Genomic DNA, 21338 nt, shown 5'->3' with positions numbered 1-21338 from the left:
AAACTCCCATGGAACTTTTTCTGCAACAAATACTCACGGGTATAGCAAACGGTGCGATTTATGCCTGTTTGGCGCTCGCCGTGGTGATGATTTATCAAGCTATTGACCATTTCAATTTTGCCCAGGGCGAAATGGCAATGTTTAGTACTTACATATGCTGGGCGATGATTTCCGTCGGCATTCCATATTGGATCGCCTTCCTTCTCACAATTGTCGTTTCCTTTTCGGCAGGCGTCGCAATTGAGCGTATTATCTTTAAACCAATACATAACGCGCCGGTTCTCAGCCATATTGTCGTCTTTATTGGCTTATTGGCTGTTTTTAACAGCTTGGCCGGCGCCATTTGGGATCACACAATTAAAGTGTTCCCGTCACCGTTCCCTGAGGGGTCTTTTCAAGGCCTCATCGGTTTGCATGAAGTTGGAATGTTTTTTGTTACGCTGGTATTGCTCGGGGCCATTTTCTCCTTCTTTAAATACACCCGTACCGGTATGGCGATGCAGGCCGCTGCCGCAAACCCAGATTCAGCGGAACTCGTTGGAATTCGTGTTGGGTGGATGTTGGCTCTCGGTTGGGGACTAGCTGCTGCGATTGGTGCGGTGGCCGGCATGATGATTGCTCCGATCGTTTTCCTGGATCCAAATATGATGTTGGGTATTTTATTGTACGGTTTCGCAGCGGCAATTGTCGGGGGCATCACCAGCCCTGGCGGCGCGGTCGCCGGTGGGTTTCTTGTTGGAATTATCGAAAATCTCGCGGGCACCTATATTCCCGCCATCGGTAGTGAGCTAAAATTGACAGTCGCCCTCGTATTGATAGTGACCGTATTGTTATTCAAGCCAAATGGACTATTTGGTAAATCCATTGTGACCAGGGTGTAGTAGCATGACGACAGAAGTTGAAACAAACAGTGATCCGAGATTGACTGTCGGTGCCAAGATAAACTTTAAATGGGTTTTCTTGTTTATTATTCTTGGTGCCGCAATTCCGTTTTTAGTGACCGGGTATACGACATTTCAAGGTACGCTTGTGATGATCTATGCCATTGCAATTCTGGGCCTCAATCTTCTCACAGGATTCAATGGGCAGTTTTCCCTGGGACATAGCGCCTTTTATGCTATTGGTGCGTATACAGCTGCGATTCTGGTTTATCACTTGGATTGGCCGGTATACGTAACTATTCCAATAGGCGGCGTCGTTTGCTTCGTTGCGGGTTTTTTGTTTGGACTGCCTGCTCTCCGGCTTGCCGGTCTCTATCTTGCCTTGGCAACCTTTGCTTTAGCTGTGGCGGTGCCTCAAATTTTGAAATCATCACATTTGGAAGACCTGACCGGTGGTGTTCAGGGGCTCGATATCTTTAGGCCAGATGTGCCGGCTGTTCTGGTCGAAAACTTTGGTATGACTATGGATCAATGGTGGTATTTGATCACCTTTGTGATTCTGCTTATGATGTTTTGGATGGCTTGGAATTTGGTCAATAGCCGTTCTGGCCGCGCTATGATGGCGATTAGAGATAATCCAATTGCGGCTGCTTCGATGGGGGTGAATACGTCCCTTTACAAGTCTTTGACATTTGGCGTTAGTGCATTTTACACGGGCATAGCCGGCGCTTTGAGCGCAATTGTTATTGAATTTGTTGCCCCGGATAGCTTCACTTTTCAGCTTTCTATACTGCTTTTTATTGGTTTAGTAGTTGGCGGCGCAGGATCAATTTGGGGTGCTATATTCGGCGGATTGTTCATCTTGATGGTGCCAAATATTGCCGAAGAAATTTCGACGGGCCTTTCTTACGCCATATTTGGCGTTATTTTGATATTAGTGATTTATGTCATGCCCTCTGGTATTGCGGGTTTGGTGAATATGCTGGGTGTTCGACTAAAAAAGATGTTTTGAACAATCAGGTGCGTGCGTAGAGTAATACCATTTTGAAGAAGCGATAAATATAAACAGGAGGTACTAATGAATACCGGGAGAAAATTAACACTCACCTTGGCAGCAGTTGCTGCCATGGGACTGGCCGCAGGTTCTGCTCTTGCAGAAAAAGCCTATGGCCCAGGTGTCACAGACACATCCATCAAGCTTGGTAACACTAATCCATATAGTGGGCCGGCTGCAGCTTATGGTACGATTGGTAAAGCCATCGCCGCCTATTTTGACAAAGTCAATAAAGAGGGCGGCATTAACGGTAGAACGATTGAGTTTATCTCTCTCGATGACGGTTACAGCCCACCAAAGACTAAAGAGCAGACTAGGAAATTGGTAGAGCAGGAAGAAGTTTTAGCTATCTTCCAAGGATTGGGAACACCGACAAACTCGGCTATTCATAAATATATGAATAAGAAGAAAGTTCCGCAGCTTTTCGTTGCAACCGGCGCAACAAAATGGGGCGATCCTGAAAATTACCCTTGGACAATGGGCTGGCAGCCGAGTTACCAGACTGAAGGTCAGTTGTTTGGTGCCTACATTTTGGAAAATGTAAAAGATCCAAAAATCGCTATTCTTTTTCAGAATGATGACTATGGCAAAGACTATGTGACTGGTTTGAGAATGAAACTTGGTGATAAAGCCGATTCCATGATTGTCGCTGAAGAAAGCTACGAAGTAGCTGATCCAACGATTAATTCGCAAATCATTAAATTAAAAGACAGTGGCGCAAATGTGTTTTTCAATGTGTCTACGCCTAAATTTGCGGCTCAAGCAATCAAGAAGGTTCGGGAACTTAATTGGGATCCCGTGTTTTTGAACAATTCCGTCTCGAATACAGTCGGTTCTGTTTATAAACCAGCCGGGTTGGAAAATTCTAAAGGCATTATTTCCTTGCTGTATTATATGGATCCAACTTCACCAGATACAAAAAAGACCGAAGGCTACAAGAAATGGAACGCCTGGATGGACGAGTATCAACCTGATGGAGATAAATTGTCTTCTTTCAACGTATATGGCTACTTGGTTGCCCAGACAATGGTGCAAGTTATCAAGCAGGCTGGTGATAACCTGACTCGTGAAAATCTGATGAAGGAAGCCGCTAACCTGAACATGGAAATGGATATGTTCTTGCCGGGCGTTAATATTGAAACGAGCCCGACAGACTTCTACCCAATTGAGAAGATGATGCCGGTTCAATTTAATGGAGATGGCTTCACTCCTCTAGGAAATGTGGTTTCTGCAAACTAAATTTCTGAAAAGCCTCGCTTAAAGGGCAAAGAAAAAGGCAAAGGAGAAAATCCTTTGCCTTTTTTATTGATTGAAAACGGATATCTACTTAGCTGGGCTGAGGACAACGCGCCCCTTTATTTTTCCGGCTTGTAGATCCATTAGCGCATTATGTGCTTCATCCAGAGGCCTGACCTCATAGGGGATCGGTGCGACCTTCCCATCCTTCACCAGTTCCATCAATTCATGCATCTCTTCCAATGTACCGACGTAAGATCCCTGAATTGTTCGCATCATCAGCGGCATCATAGCAAGAGATATGGGAAGCGAGTCACCGAATAGGCCGACTGACACCAAGTGCCCACCTTTGCAAAGACCGTTAATACCAAACTCTGTTGTTGCCGGTGCACCGACGAAATCGATCGCACCTTCGGCGCCACCGCCCGTCATTTCAATGAGTTTGGCAACAGCCTCCGGTTCACTGTTGTCGATCGTCTCATGCGCCCCAGATTGGCGAGCAATTGCACGTTTCGTCGCGTCAATATCGGCAACAATAATTTTTGCCTTTGTGACCGAGGACGCGAAATGCACCGCTGACAAGCCAACTCCGCCGGCACCGATGATAACAAGAGACTGATCTTCCCTGAGGTGGGAGAGTTTTTTTAAGGCACTATAAGCTGTCAAACCCGAGCAGGCATATGTGCAGGCAAGCTCTGTTGGGACTCCATCATAGGGGATAAGGTATTTCGAATGCGGGGCAATGACTTCATCAGCATATCCGCCATTATACCGTGTTCCTACAGTTTGTGGCGCCATACACAGGAGCTCATCGCCTGCCTTACATACAGAGCATTCACGGCACCCAATCCAGGGAAAGACTATCCTTTTATCGCCGATTTCGACGTCTTCCGCGTCCGGACCCAGAGCAATAACTTCGCCGACGACTTCATGCCCTAAGGTAAAGGGAAGTGTCATACGTTGCAGCAAGTCGAGCTTTTGTCCACCACCTAGGTCAAAAAAGCCTTCCCAAATATGTAGATCACTGTGGCAGACGCCGCAGGCATCTACTTTAAGTAAGACTTCGGTTCCTTGCGGCTCCGGTGTTGGATAATCCCTTGCCTCCAATGGCTCTCCGAATTGGATGATTTGTTGGCTATGCATGAATTTTCTCCCAGGTTGTTATTGTAGATTGATGAGCTTTTGGAACATGTTTCAGCTTTTTACAAAGCGATCACGCAACCGTCTCATTCCTTTTATCCAGCGATCATAGTCTGCCGTTTTTCGTTGAATATAATTGAGGACTTCAGGATGTGGTAAAATAAGAAACTCTTCCTTATCAATTGTATTGATAACGCATTCTGCGAGCTGTTCGGGCTCCAATATGCCATCCACACTGGCAACTGATCCGCCGCCTCTCGTGGCCATTGCTGTCCTCACAGACTGTGGGCAGAGCACGGAGACGCGTACACCTTTATCGCCATAGCGGATTGCTAATGTTTCGGCAAAAGCGACTGCCGCATGCTTCGTAACAGAATAAGTGGATGAGTCTATTTGCGACAGCAGACCGGCGGCGGAGGCAGTATTGATTAGATATCCTTGGCCTTGAGCAACCATTTTATCGACAACAGCACGCGCAGCGTAAACGTGCGCCATAACATGCAAATCCCAATTAAGTTGCCAAATTTCATTATCTGCTTCCTCCCAGCCATAGCGAATTATGCCGGCGTTGGAGCAAAATATGTCGATTGGGCCATGTGCATCTTCTGCCAATTGAACCAAGTTTTGAATATCAGCTTCCTGCGTGGCGTCGCAAACGACAGCTAATCCATCTACTTCATTGGCGACTTGCAGTAATTCTTTTTCTTGCACATCTGCTACTGTAATTCCAGTGGCCCCTTCGGCTCTAAAACGTCGGGCGAGTTCACGGCCAATGCCGCTAGCGCCCCCGGTGATGACAATATTTTTGCCTTGTACTTTCATAACTCGGGTTATCCCTAATTTTTATTGTTTTTGCATAGAACATGGTAACGGCTTTTCCTTATTCCTGCCAGAGATTACGAGCCACAAAAACAGCCTTTAGAAGGGCCGCATCATCGGACATAATGCCATCGACTTTCAGGTCAAGGAGGCGATTCATTTCTGATTGATCATTAATTGTCCAGACGTGGACTTTTTGGCCCAAATCATGTGCTTTATCAATAAAGAACTTATCAACAAGAGGGATTTTCCATTGATGCGTGGGTACTTGCGCACATTTAGCCAATGAGTTTTCCGCCAGCCAAGCTATTCCCGGAAGAGGTACACTCGCCAAGCGTAATTTGAGTACCTCTAAAGGACCCATTGAAGTGCAAATGGCGCCGTTAAAACTCTTTCGAATTTTACTTAGGCGCGCGCCAGAGAACGATCCAATGCACACGCGGTCTTCCGCTTTACATTGTTTTATTATTTCGACAACCGCCTGAACGGCCATGTCAGATTTAGGGTCAATATTTACACGCAAATCCGGCCAAGTCATAAGAATATCAATGAGTCGGGGTATGGGTTCTCGCCCGGATACTCTCGCCTGCATTATTTGCGGCCAGTCTAACTGAGAAATCTTACCCTTGTCCTCTGTTACACGATCCAGCCGATCGTCGTGAAAAGCAATTAGTACACTGTCCTGGGTGAGGTGCACGTCAGTTTCAATATACCGATATCCGAGGGATACTGCCGCTTGAAAGGCAGCCATCGTGTTTTCCGGATGTTCAAAAGATGCCCCTCGATGAGCAATTGCTATGGGACCAGTTGTGTCCAGATATATCGAGTTGGATAGTCCCATAATTCTCTCGTGGTTGCCTTATTGAAACATTCCGGTCAAGTACATACTTATGTGTAAAGAGTAATTTATAGGAGATAGGTCATGCGTACAAAGCTTATGATAATTCCGTTGGTTGCGGCAGCAACAATGTCATTTTCGGTATATGCGTCCACGACGCCGCCAGCGAACTCAATGGCACTTTCTGACGTACTTCAATCAGTAGAAAGACAGTTTAGCCCAACATACATTGATGAAGTGAATTGGGATGATGACGGCTACTGGGAAGTTGAATATGTGGATCGGAATGGAGCAAAGAGAGAAATTAAAATTGATCCCGTCACCGGAGATATCCTCAAATAATCCGCATTTTCAGCTTAAAAAAAAGCGATGAGAATTAGGATTGAAGTCGGTTTGAATAGATATACCGCCCATCCCGCATTTCTGAAAAATAGTTTTTGACAGCAGGATGGGAAACGGGTTTACCGCTGTCGTCGTCCAACAGATTCTGCTCCGAGACATATGCTTCGTAAGTCGTTTGTTCATTCTCGGCGAACAGATGATAAAAAGGTTGATCTTTTTTAGGCCGGACATTTTCGGGAATTGATTCCCACCATTCGTCAGTATTATTAAATGTCGGATCTACGTCATATATTACGCCACGAAACGGGTAAATTCTGTGCTTAACGATCTGTCCAATGGCGAATTTGGCGGCTTTCAATGTTTGATCCTTAAATAGGCTACTCGAAAACGAATTTTATATACTTATAGTAATGCACTTTGACGATGGGACAAGGTCAATAAGCAGCTTTATTCCTGTTCTTCAAGAATCTAACTTTATCAAAAATAGATAGTTGTTACAGAATGCGGCTTTTCTTGTCGCCCCAATATTTATCGCGTAATAAGCGCTTATAAAGTTTTCCAGTAGGCAATCTAGGCAGTTGTTCTTCGAAATCAATTGATCGCGGGCATTTTTGCCGAGAAAGATTCTGCAGGCAATACTCAATGAGTTCTTCCGCCAATTTGTCGTTAGCTGGCACGCCTGGCATTACTTGGATAACAGCCTTCACCTCTTCTCCAAAATCTTCATTTGGCACACCGAATACGGCGGCATCGGCAATTTTCGGATGGGTTATCAATAAGTTCTCGCATTCTTGCGGATAAATATTTACGCCGCCGGAATTAATCATGAAAGTAGCGCGATCCGTCAAATAGAGGAACCCATCGTCGTCAATATATCCAACGTCACCGACGGTGCTCATGGACCCATCAGCGGACATTGAGTCTTGAGTCCTTTCCGGATCATTAAAATATTCGAATTCTGAGGCCGTTTTAAACCAAACCGTACCAGGGGTTCCTTTCAAGCTTGGGTTCATGTCATCGTCAAGAATATGTAAATCACCCAATAAAACTTTGCCCACCGATCCTTTATGGGCGAGCCACTCCGCACTGTTGCACGCTGTAAAGCCTAGGCCCTCAGTCGCTCCATAATATTCGTGAATGATTGGCCCCCACCAGTCTATCATTTGCTCCTTGACTTGAATGGGGCAGGGAGCGGCAGCATGAATGGCAATTTCCAGAGAGGATAGATCTGCATTGTTTTTTATTTCCTCGGGCAATTTCAGCATTCGAGAAAACATCGTTGGAACCAATTGACTATGGGTCACTTGATACTTTTCAATTAATGATAAATATTGTTCCGGGTCAAAATTCTCCATGATGATCACCGTTCCGCCAAAACGAATGCAGAAATTTACGGCGGCTTGTGGAGCGGAATGATATAGAGGCGCTGGCGATAAATACACCATTCCTTCGCGATATTGCCAAAGCGATTGTAGAAAGTCATATAAGGGAATTTGCTGTGTGGGATGATTTCCCAGAGGCATTGGACGAAGAATTCCCTTCGGTTGCCCAGTTGTTCCTGAAGAATAGAGCATTGAAAGCCCGAGTTGCTCGTTCTCGAGAGGTTCGCCAGAAAAAGGGCCCGTCGCATCCTGGAGGTTCGTAAATGTCTCGTCCCCTTCGCCATCAACAACAATTGCCATCATTACATTTGGGCAGATTTTCAATGCCTCGGCGGCAACTTTACGTTTGGCATCAGATGTAACCAGAATTTTTGATTCACTGTTGTTAATTATGTACGCGAGTTCTTCCGCTGTTAGATAGGAATTGATGCAGGTATAATACAGGCCTGAGCGTTCACCAGCGCCGCAAGACTCGAAATAATAGGCGTTGTTTTCCATATAGATGGAATAGTGATCTTCGAGACCAAGACCTTGATTTTCCAGCAATCGGGCAAGTTTGTTCGCTCTCGCCTCATATGCCGCGTAAGTAACCATTTCACCTGTATTCGCCATAATAAACGCTGGCTTATTAGGGTGCTTCTGCGCGTGCTTTCCTGGATACATTATCTGCCCTCTTGTCGAGTTTTATTATTATATGAGAGAAGATTATAATTCCTGAGAAGTGACTTCAACTAGTTTATATATCGCCTTAAGATGATACGGGGGATCCAAACCGATTTTCACCTTCCGTACCTTTGGAAACGTACCAAAAAAGGAGTAATAAGAATCCAATGATTGGGATGAAAAAAATGAGAATCCACCAACCAGATTTATCAATATCATGAAGACGTCTTACGGCAACGGCTAGATTAGGAAGTAATATACCCAACGAGATTATGAGGCTGAGGGGCGTGCCGGTTGCGGTGTCATTCGTCACGTCAAATCCAAGCAACGGGGCGATAACGAACGCATCGAGGAAACCGGCGATAAGCATGATGATAAAAACCGCGAGCGCCCACCACCAATATTCTGGTCTCGCCGCCCGGCCAGAAAAATTAACGTAGTTTGAAAGAACAGATTTTACAGCTATAGCCATCCCCATAATGATCACTCCTCTATTGTGGTATTTAGATATGAGATCATTTTAAAAAATAATCTCTCAACATGCCACTGAATTCAGCAAATGAATTAGCGGTATGGTTCTTATAAAATGGGGGTACAATAAGAAAAAAAATAGGCTCAATGGCTTTGCACAAAACAACTCCAAAAAAAGCGATATTGGAAGGGGGCGATTTTTTTCTTATCGCCGCTGTACTTGCATGGGGCGTCAATTTTCCTATTGCAAAATTTACATTGTCATTTATGGAGCCAGTCGTTTTTTCTGCGACACGCTATTTGGCGGCATCTCTCCTTTTATTTTTCATACTGTTGGTACGCAGGGAAGATATTTCGATTAAGAAGCGGGAAATTGGGTTGCTTATTGTTATCGGCTTTTTAGGCATAACTTTGTTTCAAGGAGGTTGGGCTTACGGTCTTAATTTAACAAGTGCGTCGAAAGCATCAATTCTAATAACGACTTCACCTATATTTGGCGCATTGTTATCAGCAATTTCGGGGAATCGACCAAGCCTGCTCTCATGGTGCGGTATCCTCGTGGCTTTTCTTGGCGTTGTGATTATCATTAACAATAGCCTTACCGAAATCGTTATTGATTATGGATCCGTGCTGGGAGATTTACTGATCGTGGCGGCGTCATTTATGTGGGCTATTTACACCTTTATCTCAGCGCCAATTGTTTCTCGTCGTGGCCCAGTCTTGGTCACGGCTTGGGCGATGTTGTTCGGCGCCACTATTTTAAGTTTAGCGGGGTATCAGGACCTGACAATGCAGGATTGGAGCAGTATTTCTCCTGTAGGGTGGCTTGCATGGGCTGCAACATCTGTTTTCGGCGCTGCGTTGGCGTTTGTGTGGTATTGCGCCGGAATCGCGCGGCTCGGTATAACGAGAGGCATGGTGTACAGCTTTTTTATCCCTGTCGTCGCCATTCTGACCTCAGTCTTATTCTTTGGCGAGACATTATCTCTTGTGCAGATATGCGGCGCAGTTGTTATATTGTTTGGAGTCATTTTGACCAGATCAGGATAGGGGTTTAATTTTCTGACATCGTAACTTCAATTACGGTCACATCCCCCTCACTGCAGATATTGCGTATCGCTGGCTCACTAATTGTGTCTGTAACGAAAGTATCTACTTGAGTGAGTTTTCCTAGTTTGACTGAAGCGCGGCGTTCGTATTTTGTGGAGTCTGCGACCAAAATGACATGGCGCGCATTTGCGATTATGGCTTGCGCTACTTTAACCTCTCGGAAGTCGTAATCGAGTAGAGAACCGTCCAAATCTATTGCGGAAGCACCAATAACTGCATAGTCGACTTTAAACTGATTAATGAAATCAACGGCTGCTTCCCCTACGATGCCGCCATCTGACCGTCGAACTACTCCCCCTGCAATTGCGACTTCAATTGACGGGTAAAGTCGCAGACTGTTTGCAACATTGATGTTATTAGTGACAACCATCAACCCAGAATGATTTGCCAGAGCTTGGCCGACCGCTTCGGTAGTTGTACCGATGTTTATAAATAGTGAGGCGTTGTTCGGGATTATTTTTGCGGTAGCTAATCCAATTTTTCGTTTCTCATCTGCAGCAATTTGTCGTCTTGCTTCATACTCCACATTTTCTTTTCCATCCGGATAAATTGCACCACCATGAAAGCGGACTAGGACGCGTCCGTTACAAAGACTATTAAGGTCCATTCGAATTGTTTGAGGGGTAATATCGAAATGTGCCGCCAGTTCGTCGACAAGGACTCTACCTTTCGTTTTCGCTAGTTCGACGATCTCTGATTGTCGCTCACTTAAATACACGCATATGCCTCCACCTAGCTTCGTTTCCATACCAATTTAGGCATGTTCGAAAATGAATGAAAACAAAAAACGAAAATATTGCCGCTTAAGGCGCAATATTTTTCCATCTGTTTCTATTTAGGAGAAAGTTTCTTTGCGATTTCAAGATCTCTGCGACGTGTGGTCATGTACAACAGTCTTTTGCCAACACCGTTACTTAGTTTGTACCAAAATCGATAAAAGGGATGCAATAGTTTCGTTCCGCCAGTAATTTTTGAGCGCTTATTAAAGCGATCATCGCCGATTGTCGACGGGCTTATGAGGTCGGGCGTGACAGGAGAAGGATGAACGAGGAACGTATCGAGTTTGGTTTCCCATGCGCGGCTGTGAATAATATCGACAGGCACCCAGTTTTTCTGCATATAGCTTACTAGAGTTTTGGCGGCTTTTTTTGTGAGTATATAAGCGTAAGCCCCACTGGGGGATGTTGGAACTCGCGCAATTGAATATTGATTTCTTAATTTGACGAGCGGGCGATATCCAATATCGAATACTTTGCCATGCCCAACAAAGCGGATGAGGTCCCAAGATAATTTTGTATTTTTAATGTCCTCAAGGACCTCCTTCAGATTATTTTTAACAAAGACATCGTCTTCGAAAACAACAGCTGACGCTATATTCTCATCTATCATTTTCTCATAAATTTTCCGATGAGATAAGGAGCATCCGATTTCGCCATGCCCCAGATCTTTCGCAAAATACCGTCGTCGTTTTTCTCTGTCATAGTCTGGCAAATTCAAAATATCCAAGGCATACCCATCGACGGCCTCAATAAAAATAGGTGATATACCTACTTCGCCCAGGCGGTCTGTCATGTCTGATCGACGATGCGTATCTTTGCTTCGGTTGATGACAAACACCGGTGGGAAGGTTTCTTTTATAGTGTCAAGCAAATTCGTCTGTGTCCTATATCTACAACGCATATTTGTAGAAAAAAATTATCATCGATACAAGGGTATTAGAATCTACGGTTTACATAGCAAAATCGATTTCTTGAACCTTTGAAGCGAGCTGGTGAAGGTATTTATCTTTTACATCCATTTCTTCGAGATGCGCAATTGTGTTCATGAGGTAGTCGCGGCAAGTTCCTAGATGCCCTTCACCTGTTGCAAGTAATCTTGCCGTCGTATCCATATCCATTTTTTCAATGTATCTAGGGTGTTGCCTATTCATGATGAAGGTCAATCCGGAGACAGTTTTATGTGGTAATTTCATGCGTACTTTTTTTGCGTCATAGGATCCGGAAATCATTTCACGCATCCATAGAATTTCCGTTTCGCTCTCTATCTTCTTGGTTTCTATTCTAAAGGCGCGGCCATTACAGGATCCGCCTCGATCAAGCGCCAGCATCAAGCCCGGCTTTTCTTTACTACCGCGTCCAATTGAAGACTGGAGGCAAAATCTACGGCGATATCCGAAAAGTCGAGCAGGTTGACAATCCACATAGTGAAATGCCGGGTTCCAAAGCAACGACCCGTATCCGAATACCCAAAGATCTTCACCTTGAGTATGGCGCAATAAAAATTCGTGTCTTGTTGCTTCGCGTTCGTCATGGCTCAAGGCATGGAAGGGGCCTTGACGGCGTGCTTCGCGAATGAGTTCCTCCACCCTCTCGCGGCTAAATTCTTCGCGGATTAGCATCTTCCTCACTTTACCTTGCAATTTACATCCTGATAGGCTCTAAAAATGGATAGCTTCCTTACAGGAATTAGGTTGGATAAGAACAATGTTGAAGAATATTTTAAAAAATGTCCAAAGGCCAGATATTGATTTTGCTAGTTTGAAAAAACCGCGAAAGCCGAATAGTTATTTGATGTGCCCTGCAGATTATTGCCTTTATCCTGCAAAAGACATTAGCCCTGAATTTGAAATGTCAGCGCAAAAATTGGCCCAAATGTTTGAGAAAGTAGTACTTGCTCAAGAAAGAACCGAAAAATTAAGTGAATCCGACAATCAGGGTGAAATTCAAATAGATTTTGTTCAGTATTCTGCTCTTATCGGTTATCCCGACACCATCACCGTTAGATTTATTGAGTTGCCAGATGGACGGTCAACTTTGGCTGTATTTAGCCGTGCGCACTACGGTTATCGAGATTTCAACGTAAATGAAAATCGGATTAAAGCCTGGATTGAGAAACTTCATAATTCTCTCTAAGCAGAAATTTTATGAGCCCTAAGCTTTTCATAATAAGGCATTTGAACAGCCAATAACCTTTCATGGTCGTCAGAAAGACTGACTTCTTTTGTTAGATATGGTGCGAACCCAGTAGACGCATCTACAGAAGCATACCAATGGTCCGCCCAGGCACCATCTTCCGTGCGCCTCCCGGCGGGCCAATTGAGCATTTGAGCCTGCCAGGGAATATCAAGCAACGTACATAGATTTGGTAATACGCGCTGTGGGTCCTTTAGAATATCTTCTGCTTCAACTACGATTGGCACTTCACCGGACAGTTTTTGTAGGCCTTCGAAAATTTCTAGCTGCCGTTTTATACCAATATCCTCTGTAGAAATCTGATCCCACTTCGCTGCATAAGAAGCAATAACCAGGCGGGGATGTCTAATGAGAAAACAATTTTTGTGGGATAAGAAATTTCCGAAATTTATCTCTGGCAATATATGGTGAGTCATATGCTTTATATAGAGCAGCGCCGACCCTGGTAGAGGCGGCCCATTTAGTTCGGATACAACCTTTTGCCAGGAATTAGATTGACTTGTGATGACGGCATCGCGCATAGGATGTTGCAATCCGGTTTCTGTGAGGTAATAGGCGTAGAATGGTTCATCTACACCGCGGCAATCAGATCGATTCCCAAAGGAACGCATCATTGCCGTCGAAATATTTCTCGGGCCGGACCACATGGATATTCGGGTTGTTTCGTCCGCTGTATTCATCAATCGCAATCTTGCTGACTTATTTTCTGTGTTACAGCGGACAAATTCTGGCGTCTATAGACCTAGAATAAGCTTCGCCATGATATTCCGCTGGATCTCGTTGGATCCGCCGTAGATGGAAACCTTTCTTGCGTTAAAATAACGAGGGGCGACGCCGCTTGAGTAATCTTCACCAACGGGCTCTTCGTTTTGCCCTGGGTAAAGAGGTGTAAAGGGCGTTGAATGTGTGCCAACGGCCTCTAACGCCAACGCGACAACTTCTTGATACAAGTCAGTGCCGCGGCATTTCAGCAACGAAGATTCAGGCCCCATATTTTGACCCGAGGACAACTTGCTCAAAATTCGAAGTTCTGTCATTTCAAGTGATTGAATGGCGACTTCAAGCTTCGCAAGCTTCGCAATAAATGCAGGATTTCGGATCATAGGCTCTTCGCCATCGATTTCTTTTGCTGCAATGGTTCGGATTTTCCCGATGCCGCGCTTCAATCGACCAGCGTAGGCGCTTCCACGTTCGAATTCGAGAAGGTATTTGGCGTAAGTCCAGCCTTTGTTCACATCGCCAATCAAGTTTTCTTTAGGAACTTTTACATCATTAAAGAATACCTGATTAACTTCTTGCGCACCGGCAACAGGCAAATCCAGGGTTTGAATCGGATCGACACTGACACCTTCCGAGTTCATATCAATCAGTAGAAATGATATACCCTCTTGTCTTTTACCTTCCGTAGATGTCCGTACGAGGCAGAAAATCCAGTCGGCATATTGTGCTAAGGTCGTCCAGATTTTCGAGCCATTGCAGAGGAAATGGTCGCCCTTGTCTTCTGCTTTCATCTGCAGGCTGGCAAGGTCAGAGCCTGAGCCTGGCTCAGAGTATCCCTGACACCACCAGACATTTGTTTCTAGCATATCTGGCAAGAAGCGTTTTTTCTGTTCTTCATTACCAAATTTCATGATCACCGGTGCACACATGCTTGGTCCAAAGGGTATAACCCCCGGAGCATTTGCGTTGGCCATTTCAGTCTGAAAAATATACTTCTGCGTAGCGGTCCAGCCTGGGCCCCCGTACTTTACCGGCCAATCCGGAGCAAGCCAGCCTTTTCTTGCCAGCGCTTTTTGCCATCTGACATGGTCATCTTTCGGCAGATAACTATTCCGATTCTCGGCCATTTTGGTTTTTAGGTCATCATCAAAATCGTCTTCCAGAAACTGGATGACTTCGTCACGGAAAGTGTTGTCTTCTGCGGTGAATGAAAGGTCCATGGGTTCTCTCTGTTTTATTTTTTTTCATTGGCGCGTTGTTCACGTAAATTGTAACATCATATATAGGGCAGTTTGCAAGATCGTTTTAACAAAAGATGCTACGGGAACAAAAAAAATGAAAAAAACCGTCAAACAACTCGTTGAAGATGCGAATAGCCAGATAGAAACGTTGTCGATCGACGAAGCTCTTGCCTTACATGGTAAGGAAGGCGTGACGTTTGTGGATATTCGTGACGTTCGGGAATTGGAGCGTGAGGGACAAGTTCCGGGAGCCGTTCACGCACCCCGCGGCATGTTGGAGTTTTGGGTGGATCCGGAAAGTCCTTATCACAGGGAGTTGTTTGTGAGCGGAAACCGGTTCGTTTTTTTCTGTGCGGCGGGCTGGCGATCTGCATTGGCGACACGTACTGTACAGGATATGGGTCTTGAGAATGTATGCCATATTGATGGCGGATTTGGTGCCTGGAAAGAAGCTGAAGGAGCTATTGAAGAGCGAAAACCGCGCGGTGAAAAATAAATTAACAACTCCAAAGCGTCAATTTGGACGTTCTGTTTTTTCAAAGAATTCAGGAATGAGTAGATAGGCGGCGACTAAGAAACAGATCGCCCCGCCGAATGTACCTGTGTTGGCTAACCAAGGGATATTCAGTAAATTTCCAGATGACATAAAACTAACAATTGCAGACAGCATGAATAGGATTGCGCCCGTCATGTTTATTGCAACAATCCACCAGGATATTTGTTTGGGTTTGAAGGAAAAAGCAGCGTGGGAGAATTCCATAACGGCAAATTGGCTGGCTAGCAAAAAACAAATAGACCCCAGAAAATTGGGAAGCCAGACAACGACATCGTAATCTTTCATGTCCATACTACCGACTAAAGCATCACCTGTGTTGAAATTGAAGAAAATCGTACCGATTAGTTGTACCGCAGATGAAAGGTAGCCCAGATCCCGGCTTCGCCATCCCCAATATTTTATTTTTGACCGTTGCGAATATTGCGCAGCCAAACCCTCTGTCGTCAAAGGGCTATTGACTGCCTGAATCCATTGTAAGTAGGCTGCGCTTGTGAAAAAAAGTGAGCCCAAAAAATAAATATCCCCGATCCACCTATTGAGACCAAGGTTGGTGTCCGCCAGATCTGGCCAAAGGGATAGGGCGCTGGCAAGTGCAAAATGAGCGGCACCAACCATGAAAAGAACAGCTATCCACCAGCTTAGATGCGAGGTAGCCCAAATTTGAAACCAATGGTGGTTGATCATTTTTATCAACTCATGGGGTGCATGACGTTGGGTGTGAAACACCGGTGGCATAATCGTTTTACGTCGCCGACGTGAGGTTTGGTGCAAAAAACCTGACATGGGATGCTTTTGAACAACCCACGTCGTAAAGGGGCCGGGGCCTCCCGTTTTTATTTTCGGCTTATATCGTTGATCATCCATCAAATAAGCTCAGTGATGATGTCCGGTCGCTTCCTTTGCGGTCAATGACACAGACACTGGGTGTTTTGAAAGTTTTTCCAGTGCTGCTTTCATGTCTTCCAAAAGGAGATCAGCGAGGTCTCGGCTCACACCATGTCGCACCAATATTCTTTGAATGGCTAATTCCTCCATGTTTGAAGGCAGGGCATAAGCCGGTACCTGCCAACCTCTCGTTCGAAGTTGGTCTGCGAAATCAAAAAGGTTCCAATTGACGTCGCAATCGCTTTTTAATTGCCAGCAGAGGCCGGGAATTCCGCCTGTACCATTATAAATAATCTCGAAAGGGCCTAGATCACTGATTTTCGTCGCAAGATGCGCAGCGACATCGTAACAAGCGTAGTGAATTTTACGATATCCTTCTTTTCCGAGTCTTAGAAAATTATAATACTGACAGGCAACTTCACCTCCGGGACGCGAAAAATTCAAAGCGAAGGTTGGCATATTACCGCCTAAATAATTAACATCAAAGATAAGGTCTTTAGGGAGATCTTGGGATTCTCGCCAAATTACCCAACCGACACCCAAAGGAGCGAGACCGAATTTATGGCCAGAGGCGTTAATTGACTTTACGCGTGGCAGCCTGAAATCCCATACAAGGTCAGGGTCGCAAAATGGAGCAAGGAAGCCACCGCTTGCAGCATCCACGTGAATAGGGATGTCTAAGCCAGTGCGTGCCTGCAGGTCGTCGAGAGCGGCGGCAACTTTAGCTACAGGCTCATATTGGCAGGTAAAGGTTACCCCTAACGTCGGGACAACTCCGATGGTATTTTCGTCGCATCTTTTAAGAACTTCTGCAGCTGTCATTAGCAGTCGGTCTTCTTCCATCGGTATTTCCCGGAGTTCTATATCCCAATATCGTGCGAATTTGTGCCAGCATACTTGTACCGGTCCGGTGATAAGATTGGGACGATCTGTTGGCTTTCCTTGCGCTTCGCGTTTGGCGCGCCAACTCCATTTCATAGCCATGCCACCAAGCATGGCAGCTTCACTTGATCCTGTGGTTGAGCAACCAACAGTATCCGCGGAAACCGGTGAATTCCATAAATCTGCGAGCATATGAACACAGCGTGCTTCAAGCTCGGCTGATTGCGGATACTCGTCCTTGTCGATCATGTTTTTACCAAGGCACTCGTTCATCAAGTCATGGACTTGCGGTTCAACCCAAGTTTGGCAAAAAGTAGCGAGATTTTGTCGGGAATTTCCATCAAGAAGGAGTTCATCGTGAATGACTTGAAAAACCTGTTGAGGATCATTTTCTTCGTCCGGCATGCGATATTTGGGCATCGAGCGTGGGAGAGTTGACGACGCATATATATCATCAAAAAGATTGGCTCGGATGTCGTTTTTCGAATGAACTGTCATCAAAATCTCCTGTTACTGCGCAAAAAAAAAGGGTAGCTGATGCTACCCTTAATCTTGGTTCGCGTTAATACTATTTCTTTTTACCAAATAAGCTTCCTGCTGCATCCAATAGCCCTTTGACGGCTTCTTCGTCACCGCCTTTCGCGCCTTTGAGAGCGTCCTTTAGTCCGTCTCCGGATCCTTTCGCGCCGTCTATTAGGTCTTTGACGCCTTCAGGGCTCGTTACGTTCTTGAGAACGCCGGCGAGATCTGGGGCGAACTTAAGATTGTCCCAAGATCCTGAAACATTAATCGGGATCGCGAGGCCTGATTTCTCCGCGCCACCCTGACCTTCCGCCGTCGCCACTAATTTTGGTTCAATGCGGTAGTTTAATGTTTTCGGTGGCAGTTCAACAGTGCCAGCGCCAGAAAGCCGAACGAAAGGATTGAGCATTGTTAGATCATTATTGGTCAAGATTCCGTTTTTTATATCAAACGTGCCTGATAATTCCGCGAAATCCGTTTTCTGGGATCCTTGGTTATCTGTGAACGCGGTTGCAACGTTGCGAGCCATCGCCGCCAAGTTTATGCCGGAAATAGATCCGTCCTCAAACAAAATTTGACCAGCACCGTTCAATGCGCTCACCATATCAGCTTGAGATTTACCCACGGTTGTCGTGTCAATTTGAACAAGGCCTTTGCCGGAAAGTTTCTTGAAATCAGCCGCGTCGGTTAGAAGTGGCTGAAGCTGCACACTTTCAATAGTAAATGAGTTCGAAATTTTTAGAGTTGGGTTTGTTGCATCAACTCGGATCGATCCTCTGCCGCTTCCGTCATACAAATTCAGTTCATTTAGACCGATATCCAAAATACCGTTCTTAAGCGTGGTTGCCAAAGCACTGGCGCCGATTTTAATTTTTTTAATGAGGATTTCTTGAACAGATAAATCGAACTTGGCGTTCAGGTTGTTGAGGCCCCTAAGGTCGGTCGGCGTAGAATCCCATTTTTCGCCTGTGGTGGACACAGATTGTGATTTTTGTGAGGTTGTTGTTGTTTCCTGATTTTCGGCTGCCAAATAGGGATTGAGGTCTAATGTCTCAAGCGCTAATTTTCCAATTATATCAGGAACTTCACCGCCGAGATCAACGGTAAAATCCCCCGCACCATTTATCTTGTCAAAAATTATTTTTGCGTTTGTGAAGCTGTATTTAGAAGTATTCACTCCCACTTTTCCACTGATGCTCAGAGGCCCAAATCCATCTCCTCCTGCTTCAATAGGTTGGCTCACCCAGGCTGCTAGTTGGCGAACGGATGGTATATCCAAAACAACATCCCCACCCAATACAAGTGGATCTAGTGTCGTCACAGCGCCGTCATACTTCAGGGTGAAATTTGTGGACGACATGTTGAAATTTGTCGTTGTATCGCGATTCTCGAGAATTGCCCTGAGGGCACCAACTTTAACATCGATATCTGTTTTTTCTTGATTCCAGACAGCACTTCCCTTCGCCTCAAAAGGCTCGTCCAATCCGGCGAGTAATATGTCTAAATTTAAGTCACTTAGTTCAATTTTAGTATCAGATTTCAGATCTATGTAACTGACGAAGCCATCAACAACACGGACGTCACCAAGGTTTAAATCGGATATACCAAGATTCATTGATCCTGAACTTGAGTCAGTCTCTACTGCTTCGGTAGTTGAATTTTCTTTTGATTGCTTTGCGTCAAAGACCCAATTGGCCTGGCCGTTCTTGTCTATCTCTAGGTTGATTACCGGTTTCGTTAATACAAATTCATCCACCTGTATTTTGCCACTTAACAACGGTAATAGATCGAGCTCGAGCACGAGGCTGTCAATAGTCGCCATCTTAGCGGCCGATGCGCCGTTCGCATTACTAAAAGAGACGTCAGACGCTTTGACACCGAGTGTAGGAAAAATGGACAGGCTGAAATCGCCATCGATAGCCAGTTCCCGGCCAGTGGCATCATTTGCTGCGGTGACCAATTCTTGTTTAACACGGTCGATCGGGACGATAAAAGGTAATGCAACGGCTGCGGCTCCGATAATGACCACAAGCGATACCAAGGCAATAATAGCTTTTTTCATAGCAGACCTTTCTGTCTCTTCCTTCAGAACGTTAGGCTTCAAGAGAATAATGCCATATATTTGATTATATGACAGGAAAAGTTAGACTAATTTTGTGTCACAATTTGGCCGTTATAATTGATACACTAATGCTTACTACAATGCCCTCAACCCTTAACCCTCTGGATCTCATATGAAGTGGCTTGCTGTTGCGATAGCGTTGATTTTTGCGCAGAGCATCGATCGTTTCGTTGAGGCGGCGGAAGTAGATGTTCAGCTTGTTTTGGCAATAGATGTCTCTTCCAGCGTGAGTTGGGATGAATATGGACTGCAGATGCAAGGCGTTGCGGCGGCTTTTCGCGATGAACTGGTCATTGACGCAATACAATCTGGGCCAATGGGACGCATAAGCGTTGCCGTTACTCAATGGGCGGGCCTGGGACAGCAGAAAACTGTAATGTCTTGGCGGGTTATTTCAGGCCCGGAAGAAGCCGCGGCGTTAGCAGATGACCTTGGATTGATTTCAAGAGCGTTTCCTTATGGCGGAACGGCCATTGCCGAAGCTCTGGATCATGCATATGCGCTTTTCTCCAGAGATGGAAATATATCTCAGCGTCAGGTGATTGATATATCCGGCGATGGTAAAGTTTCGATAGGCCCATCACCTGATGCTACGCGGAATAGGATCGTGAATAAGGGTGTAATTATCAATGGATTGCCTATTTTGGACAGTGCCAAGGATCTGGAGATATACTATCAGGACCATGTGATAGGTGGAATAGGGGCCTTTATTGAGATTGCGGCGACATTTGAGGATTTTTCCAGAGCAATAGCCGAAAAACTTGCCCGCGAAATTAGAAGCACCTGGCAGGGAGTGTAATTCCTGAAAAATACTTTGTTGGAGTTTATCCGGGACGATTTAGTGCAAAAGTATTCTCGACATAGCAATAATCCATATATCCTAGTCGCGCCAATGGTTGGTATTTCGTCATATCCACCATACCGTCCGTTATGACATCATCGCTAATATGGATGCCAACGACTTGGCCCAACAGCATATTGTTTTTGTGATTGGGGTCGCTGGACGGCAATTCGATCGTTTGCCAATAAACACACTCTAAATGGGCAGCGCACTCTTTTACGCGAGGCGGTTTAACAAGCTCTGATGGTGTGGGCGTTAGTCCGGCCAGTTCAAATTCATCAACAGCCCGCGGCGCCATGGCCGATGTTGTGTTCATGCTGTCCCGTATATCGTATGTCACCATATTGCAGACAAACTCTTTAGTTTTTTCAATATTGTGCAGAGTATCTTTTGCACCGCCTTCTGAATGAGTACCATTTATTCCCATCGCAACCATAGGTGGGTTTTCTGCCATTGCGTTGAAAAAACTAAAAGGAGCCAAGTTTAACCCACCAGCTTCGTCCAAGCTGCTGATCCATCCGATGGGTCGAGGCGAAATGATAGCTTTCAATGGCCCGTGCTTCAATCCATGTGGCTCGGATGGCTTATAGAACATACTGTCTCTCCAACTATTTTTTATTATGCGCGGCAGCTATTTCTTTGAAATCTATCGCGCCACCTC

General features: G+C 45.3%; 23 protein-coding genes. 8 read left to right on the top strand and 15 right to left on the bottom strand.

Annotated elements, in window-relative coordinates; genetic code table 11:
• Positions 1-8 precede the first annotated feature (8 nt).
• From V7723_RS00625 to V7723_RS00615, 3 genes are all read left to right on the top strand, one after another.
• Positions 9-881, top strand: coding sequence for a branched-chain amino acid ABC transporter permease (locus V7723_RS00625; protein ID WP_335682469.1), 873 nt, complete (start codon positions 9-11; stop codon positions 879-881).
• Positions 882-885: 4 nt separating this feature from the next.
• On the top strand, positions 886-1893 hold the full coding sequence (locus V7723_RS00620; RefSeq protein ID WP_335682468.1) for a branched-chain amino acid ABC transporter permease: 1008 nt from the start codon (positions 886-888) through the stop codon (positions 1891-1893).
• 66 nt (positions 1894-1959) lie between these two features.
• Entirely contained in the window at positions 1960-3174 is a 1215-nt protein-coding gene (locus tag V7723_RS00615) for an ABC transporter substrate-binding protein (protein WP_335682467.1), read from the top strand.
• An 84-nt stretch (positions 3175-3258) separates the two neighbouring features.
• On the opposite strand, the gene V7723_RS00610 is transcribed toward V7723_RS00615, so the two are convergent.
• From V7723_RS00610 to V7723_RS00600, 3 genes are read right to left on the bottom strand one after another with little or no spacing between them, the layout of a single operon-like run.
• On the bottom strand, positions 3259-4314 hold the full coding sequence (locus tag V7723_RS00610; protein ID WP_335682466.1) for an alcohol dehydrogenase: 1056 nt from the start codon (positions 4312-4314) through the stop codon (positions 3259-3261).
• A gap of 51 nt (positions 4315-4365) precedes the next feature.
• Positions 4366-5133 (bottom strand): SDR family oxidoreductase, encoded by a 768-nt coding sequence (locus tag V7723_RS00605; protein ID WP_335682465.1) that lies wholly within the window; start codon positions 5131-5133, stop codon positions 4366-4368.
• A 58-nt stretch (positions 5134-5191) separates the two neighbouring features.
• Positions 5192-5971 carry a glycerophosphodiester phosphodiesterase gene (locus V7723_RS00600; protein ID WP_335682464.1) on the bottom strand — a complete coding sequence of 260 codons (780 nt, stop codon included), beginning with the start codon at positions 5969-5971 and terminating at the stop codon, positions 5192-5194.
• Positions 5972-6052: 81 nt separating this feature from the next.
• Between V7723_RS00600 and V7723_RS00595 the strand changes: the two genes are divergently transcribed.
• A complete protein-coding gene (locus V7723_RS00595; protein WP_335682463.1) occupies positions 6053-6310 on the top strand; it encodes a PepSY domain-containing protein in 258 nt (85 codons plus the stop codon).
• A 34-nt stretch (positions 6311-6344) separates the two neighbouring features.
• On the opposite strand, the gene hspQ is transcribed toward V7723_RS00595, so the two are convergent.
• The 3 genes from hspQ to V7723_RS00580 form a co-directional block, all read right to left on the bottom strand.
• Positions 6345-6668 carry a heat shock protein HspQ gene (hspQ, locus tag V7723_RS00590; RefSeq protein ID WP_335682462.1) on the bottom strand — a complete coding sequence of 108 codons (324 nt, stop codon included), beginning with the start codon at positions 6666-6668 and terminating at the stop codon, positions 6345-6347.
• Positions 6669-6804: 136 nt separating this feature from the next.
• Complete coding sequence (locus tag V7723_RS00585; RefSeq protein ID WP_335682461.1) at positions 6805-8355, bottom strand: AMP-binding protein; 1551 nt, start codon at positions 8353-8355, stop codon at positions 6805-6807.
• Positions 8356-8440: 85 nt separating this feature from the next.
• Positions 8441-8833 (bottom strand): DUF805 domain-containing protein, encoded by a 393-nt coding sequence (locus tag V7723_RS00580; protein WP_335682460.1) that lies wholly within the window; start codon positions 8831-8833, stop codon positions 8441-8443.
• Between the two features lie 140 nt (positions 8834-8973).
• Between V7723_RS00580 and V7723_RS00575 the strand changes: the two genes are divergently transcribed.
• Complete coding sequence (locus V7723_RS00575; RefSeq protein WP_335682459.1) at positions 8974-9876, top strand: DMT family transporter; 903 nt, start codon at positions 8974-8976, stop codon at positions 9874-9876.
• A 4-nt stretch (positions 9877-9880) separates the two neighbouring features.
• On the opposite strand, the gene V7723_RS00570 is transcribed toward V7723_RS00575, so the two are convergent.
• The 3 genes from V7723_RS00570 to V7723_RS00560 form a co-directional block, all read right to left on the bottom strand.
• Positions 9881-10654, bottom strand: a complete 774-nt coding sequence (locus V7723_RS00570; protein WP_335682458.1) for a DeoR/GlpR family DNA-binding transcription regulator — start codon at positions 10652-10654, stop codon at positions 9881-9883.
• Positions 10655-10767: 113 nt separating this feature from the next.
• Positions 10768-11586 carry a glycosyltransferase family 25 protein gene (locus V7723_RS00565; RefSeq protein WP_335682457.1) on the bottom strand — a complete coding sequence of 273 codons (819 nt, stop codon included), beginning with the start codon at positions 11584-11586 and terminating at the stop codon, positions 10768-10770.
• Positions 11587-11665: 79 nt separating this feature from the next.
• Entirely contained in the window at positions 11666-12334 is a 669-nt protein-coding gene (locus V7723_RS00560) for a gamma-glutamylcyclotransferase (protein ID WP_335682456.1), read from the bottom strand.
• 85 nt (positions 12335-12419) lie between these two features.
• On the opposite strand from V7723_RS00560, the gene V7723_RS00555 reads away from it, so the two are divergent.
• The gene (locus V7723_RS00555; protein WP_335682455.1) at positions 12420-12848 is read left to right on the top strand and encodes a DUF1499 domain-containing protein; all 429 of its coding nucleotides are present in this window, start codon (positions 12420-12422) and stop codon (positions 12846-12848) included.
• Here the strand turns inward: V7723_RS00555 and V7723_RS00550 are convergent.
• Both V7723_RS00550 and V7723_RS00545 read right to left on the bottom strand, forming a co-directional pair.
• On the bottom strand, positions 12845-13588 hold the full coding sequence (locus V7723_RS00550; protein WP_335682454.1) for a hypothetical protein: 744 nt from the start codon (positions 13586-13588) through the stop codon (positions 12845-12847). The genes V7723_RS00555 and V7723_RS00550 overlap by 4 nt on opposite strands.
• 54 nt (positions 13589-13642) lie before the next feature.
• On the bottom strand, positions 13643-14848 hold the full coding sequence (locus tag V7723_RS00545) for an acyl-CoA dehydrogenase family protein (RefSeq protein ID WP_335682453.1): 1206 nt from the start codon (positions 14846-14848) through the stop codon (positions 13643-13645).
• Between the two features lie 115 nt (positions 14849-14963).
• Between V7723_RS00545 and V7723_RS00540 the strand changes: the two genes are divergently transcribed.
• Positions 14964-15365 carry a rhodanese-like domain-containing protein gene (locus V7723_RS00540; RefSeq protein ID WP_335682452.1) on the top strand — a complete coding sequence of 134 codons (402 nt, stop codon included), beginning with the start codon at positions 14964-14966 and terminating at the stop codon, positions 15363-15365.
• An 18-nt stretch (positions 15366-15383) separates the two neighbouring features.
• Here V7723_RS00540 and V7723_RS00535 read toward each other — a convergent pair whose 3' ends face one another.
• The 3 genes from V7723_RS00535 to V7723_RS00525 all read right to left on the bottom strand — a co-directional run bounded on the left by V7723_RS00535 (position 15384) and on the right by V7723_RS00525 (position 19776).
• Positions 15384-16289: a hypothetical protein gene (locus V7723_RS00535; RefSeq protein WP_335682451.1), complete on the bottom strand. Its 906-nt coding sequence runs from the start codon at positions 16287-16289 to the stop codon at positions 15384-15386.
• A 9-nt stretch (positions 16290-16298) separates the two neighbouring features.
• A complete protein-coding gene (locus V7723_RS00530) occupies positions 16299-17690 on the bottom strand; it encodes a glutamate decarboxylase (RefSeq protein ID WP_335682450.1) in 1392 nt (463 codons plus the stop codon).
• A gap of 70 nt (positions 17691-17760) precedes the next feature.
• Positions 17761-19776: an AsmA family protein gene (locus V7723_RS00525; protein WP_335682449.1), complete on the bottom strand. Its 2016-nt coding sequence runs from the start codon at positions 19774-19776 to the stop codon at positions 17761-17763.
• 172 nt (positions 19777-19948) lie between these two features.
• Between V7723_RS00525 and V7723_RS00520 the strand changes: the two genes are divergently transcribed.
• Positions 19949-20635 carry a DUF1194 domain-containing protein gene (locus V7723_RS00520; protein WP_335682448.1) on the top strand — a complete coding sequence of 229 codons (687 nt, stop codon included), beginning with the start codon at positions 19949-19951 and terminating at the stop codon, positions 20633-20635.
• Positions 20636-20660: 25 nt separating this feature from the next.
• Here the strand turns inward: V7723_RS00520 and V7723_RS00515 are convergent, their stop codons facing one another.
• Positions 20661-21272, bottom strand: coding sequence for a flavin reductase family protein (locus V7723_RS00515; RefSeq protein ID WP_335682447.1), 612 nt, complete (start codon positions 21270-21272; stop codon positions 20661-20663).
• Positions 21273-21338 lie beyond the last annotated feature (66 nt).

Source organism: Sneathiella sp. (assembly GCF_036960985.1).
Classification (GTDB): Bacteria; Pseudomonadota; Alphaproteobacteria; order Sneathiellales; family Sneathiellaceae; genus Sneathiella.
Note: the sequence above shows the minus strand (reverse complement) of the source record. Positions and strands in the feature narration are given on the sequence as shown.

Excerpts from the sequence above, each read along its gene's own strand:
- V7723_RS00525 (WP_335682449.1), bottom strand. The coding sequence starts at position 19,776 with ATGAAAAAAGCTATTATTGCCTTGGTATCGCTTGTGGTCATTATCGGA.
- V7723_RS00585 (WP_335682461.1), bottom strand. The coding sequence starts at position 8,355 with ATGTATCCAGGAAAGCACGCGCAGAAGCACCCTAATAAGCCAGCGTTT.
- V7723_RS00530 (WP_335682450.1), bottom strand. The coding sequence starts at position 17,690 with ATGACAGTTCATTCGAAAAACGACATCCGAGCCAATCTTTTTGATGAT.
- V7723_RS00610 (WP_335682466.1), bottom strand. The coding sequence starts at position 4,314 with ATGCATAGCCAACAAATCATCCAATTCGGAGAGCCATTGGAGGCAAGG.
- V7723_RS00575 (WP_335682459.1), top strand. The coding sequence starts at position 8,974 with ATGGCTTTGCACAAAACAACTCCAAAAAAAGCGATATTGGAAGGGGGC.
- V7723_RS00550 (WP_335682454.1), bottom strand. The coding sequence starts at position 13,588 with ATGAATACAGCGGACGAAACAACCCGAATATCCATGTGGTCCGGCCCG.
- V7723_RS00605 (WP_335682465.1), bottom strand. The coding sequence starts at position 5,133 with ATGAAAGTACAAGGCAAAAATATTGTCATCACCGGGGGCGCTAGCGGC.
- V7723_RS00520 (WP_335682448.1), top strand. The coding sequence starts at position 19,949 with ATGAAGTGGCTTGCTGTTGCGATAGCGTTGATTTTTGCGCAGAGCATC.
- V7723_RS00615 (WP_335682467.1), top strand. The coding sequence starts at position 1,960 with ATGAATACCGGGAGAAAATTAACACTCACCTTGGCAGCAGTTGCTGCC.
- V7723_RS00560 (WP_335682456.1), bottom strand. The coding sequence starts at position 12,334 with ATGCTAATCCGCGAAGAATTTAGCCGCGAGAGGGTGGAGGAACTCATT.
- V7723_RS00595 (WP_335682463.1), top strand. The coding sequence starts at position 6,053 with ATGCGTACAAAGCTTATGATAATTCCGTTGGTTGCGGCAGCAACAATG.
- V7723_RS00535 (WP_335682451.1), bottom strand. The coding sequence starts at position 16,289 with ATGGATGATCAACGATATAAGCCGAAAATAAAAACGGGAGGCCCCGGC.
- V7723_RS00600 (WP_335682464.1), bottom strand. The coding sequence starts at position 5,971 with ATGGGACTATCCAACTCGATATATCTGGACACAACTGGTCCCATAGCA.
- V7723_RS00620 (WP_335682468.1), top strand. The coding sequence starts at position 886 with ATGACGACAGAAGTTGAAACAAACAGTGATCCGAGATTGACTGTCGGT.
- V7723_RS00625 (WP_335682469.1), top strand. The coding sequence starts at position 9 with ATGGAACTTTTTCTGCAACAAATACTCACGGGTATAGCAAACGGTGCG.
- V7723_RS00545 (WP_335682453.1), bottom strand. The coding sequence starts at position 14,848 with ATGGACCTTTCATTCACCGCAGAAGACAACACTTTCCGTGACGAAGTC.
- V7723_RS00515 (WP_335682447.1), bottom strand. The coding sequence starts at position 21,272 with ATGTTCTATAAGCCATCCGAGCCACATGGATTGAAGCACGGGCCATTG.
- V7723_RS00580 (WP_335682460.1), bottom strand. The coding sequence starts at position 8,833 with ATGGGGATGGCTATAGCTGTAAAATCTGTTCTTTCAAACTACGTTAAT.
- V7723_RS00555 (WP_335682455.1), top strand. The coding sequence starts at position 12,420 with ATGTTGAAGAATATTTTAAAAAATGTCCAAAGGCCAGATATTGATTTT.
- V7723_RS00540 (WP_335682452.1), top strand. The coding sequence starts at position 14,964 with ATGAAAAAAACCGTCAAACAACTCGTTGAAGATGCGAATAGCCAGATA.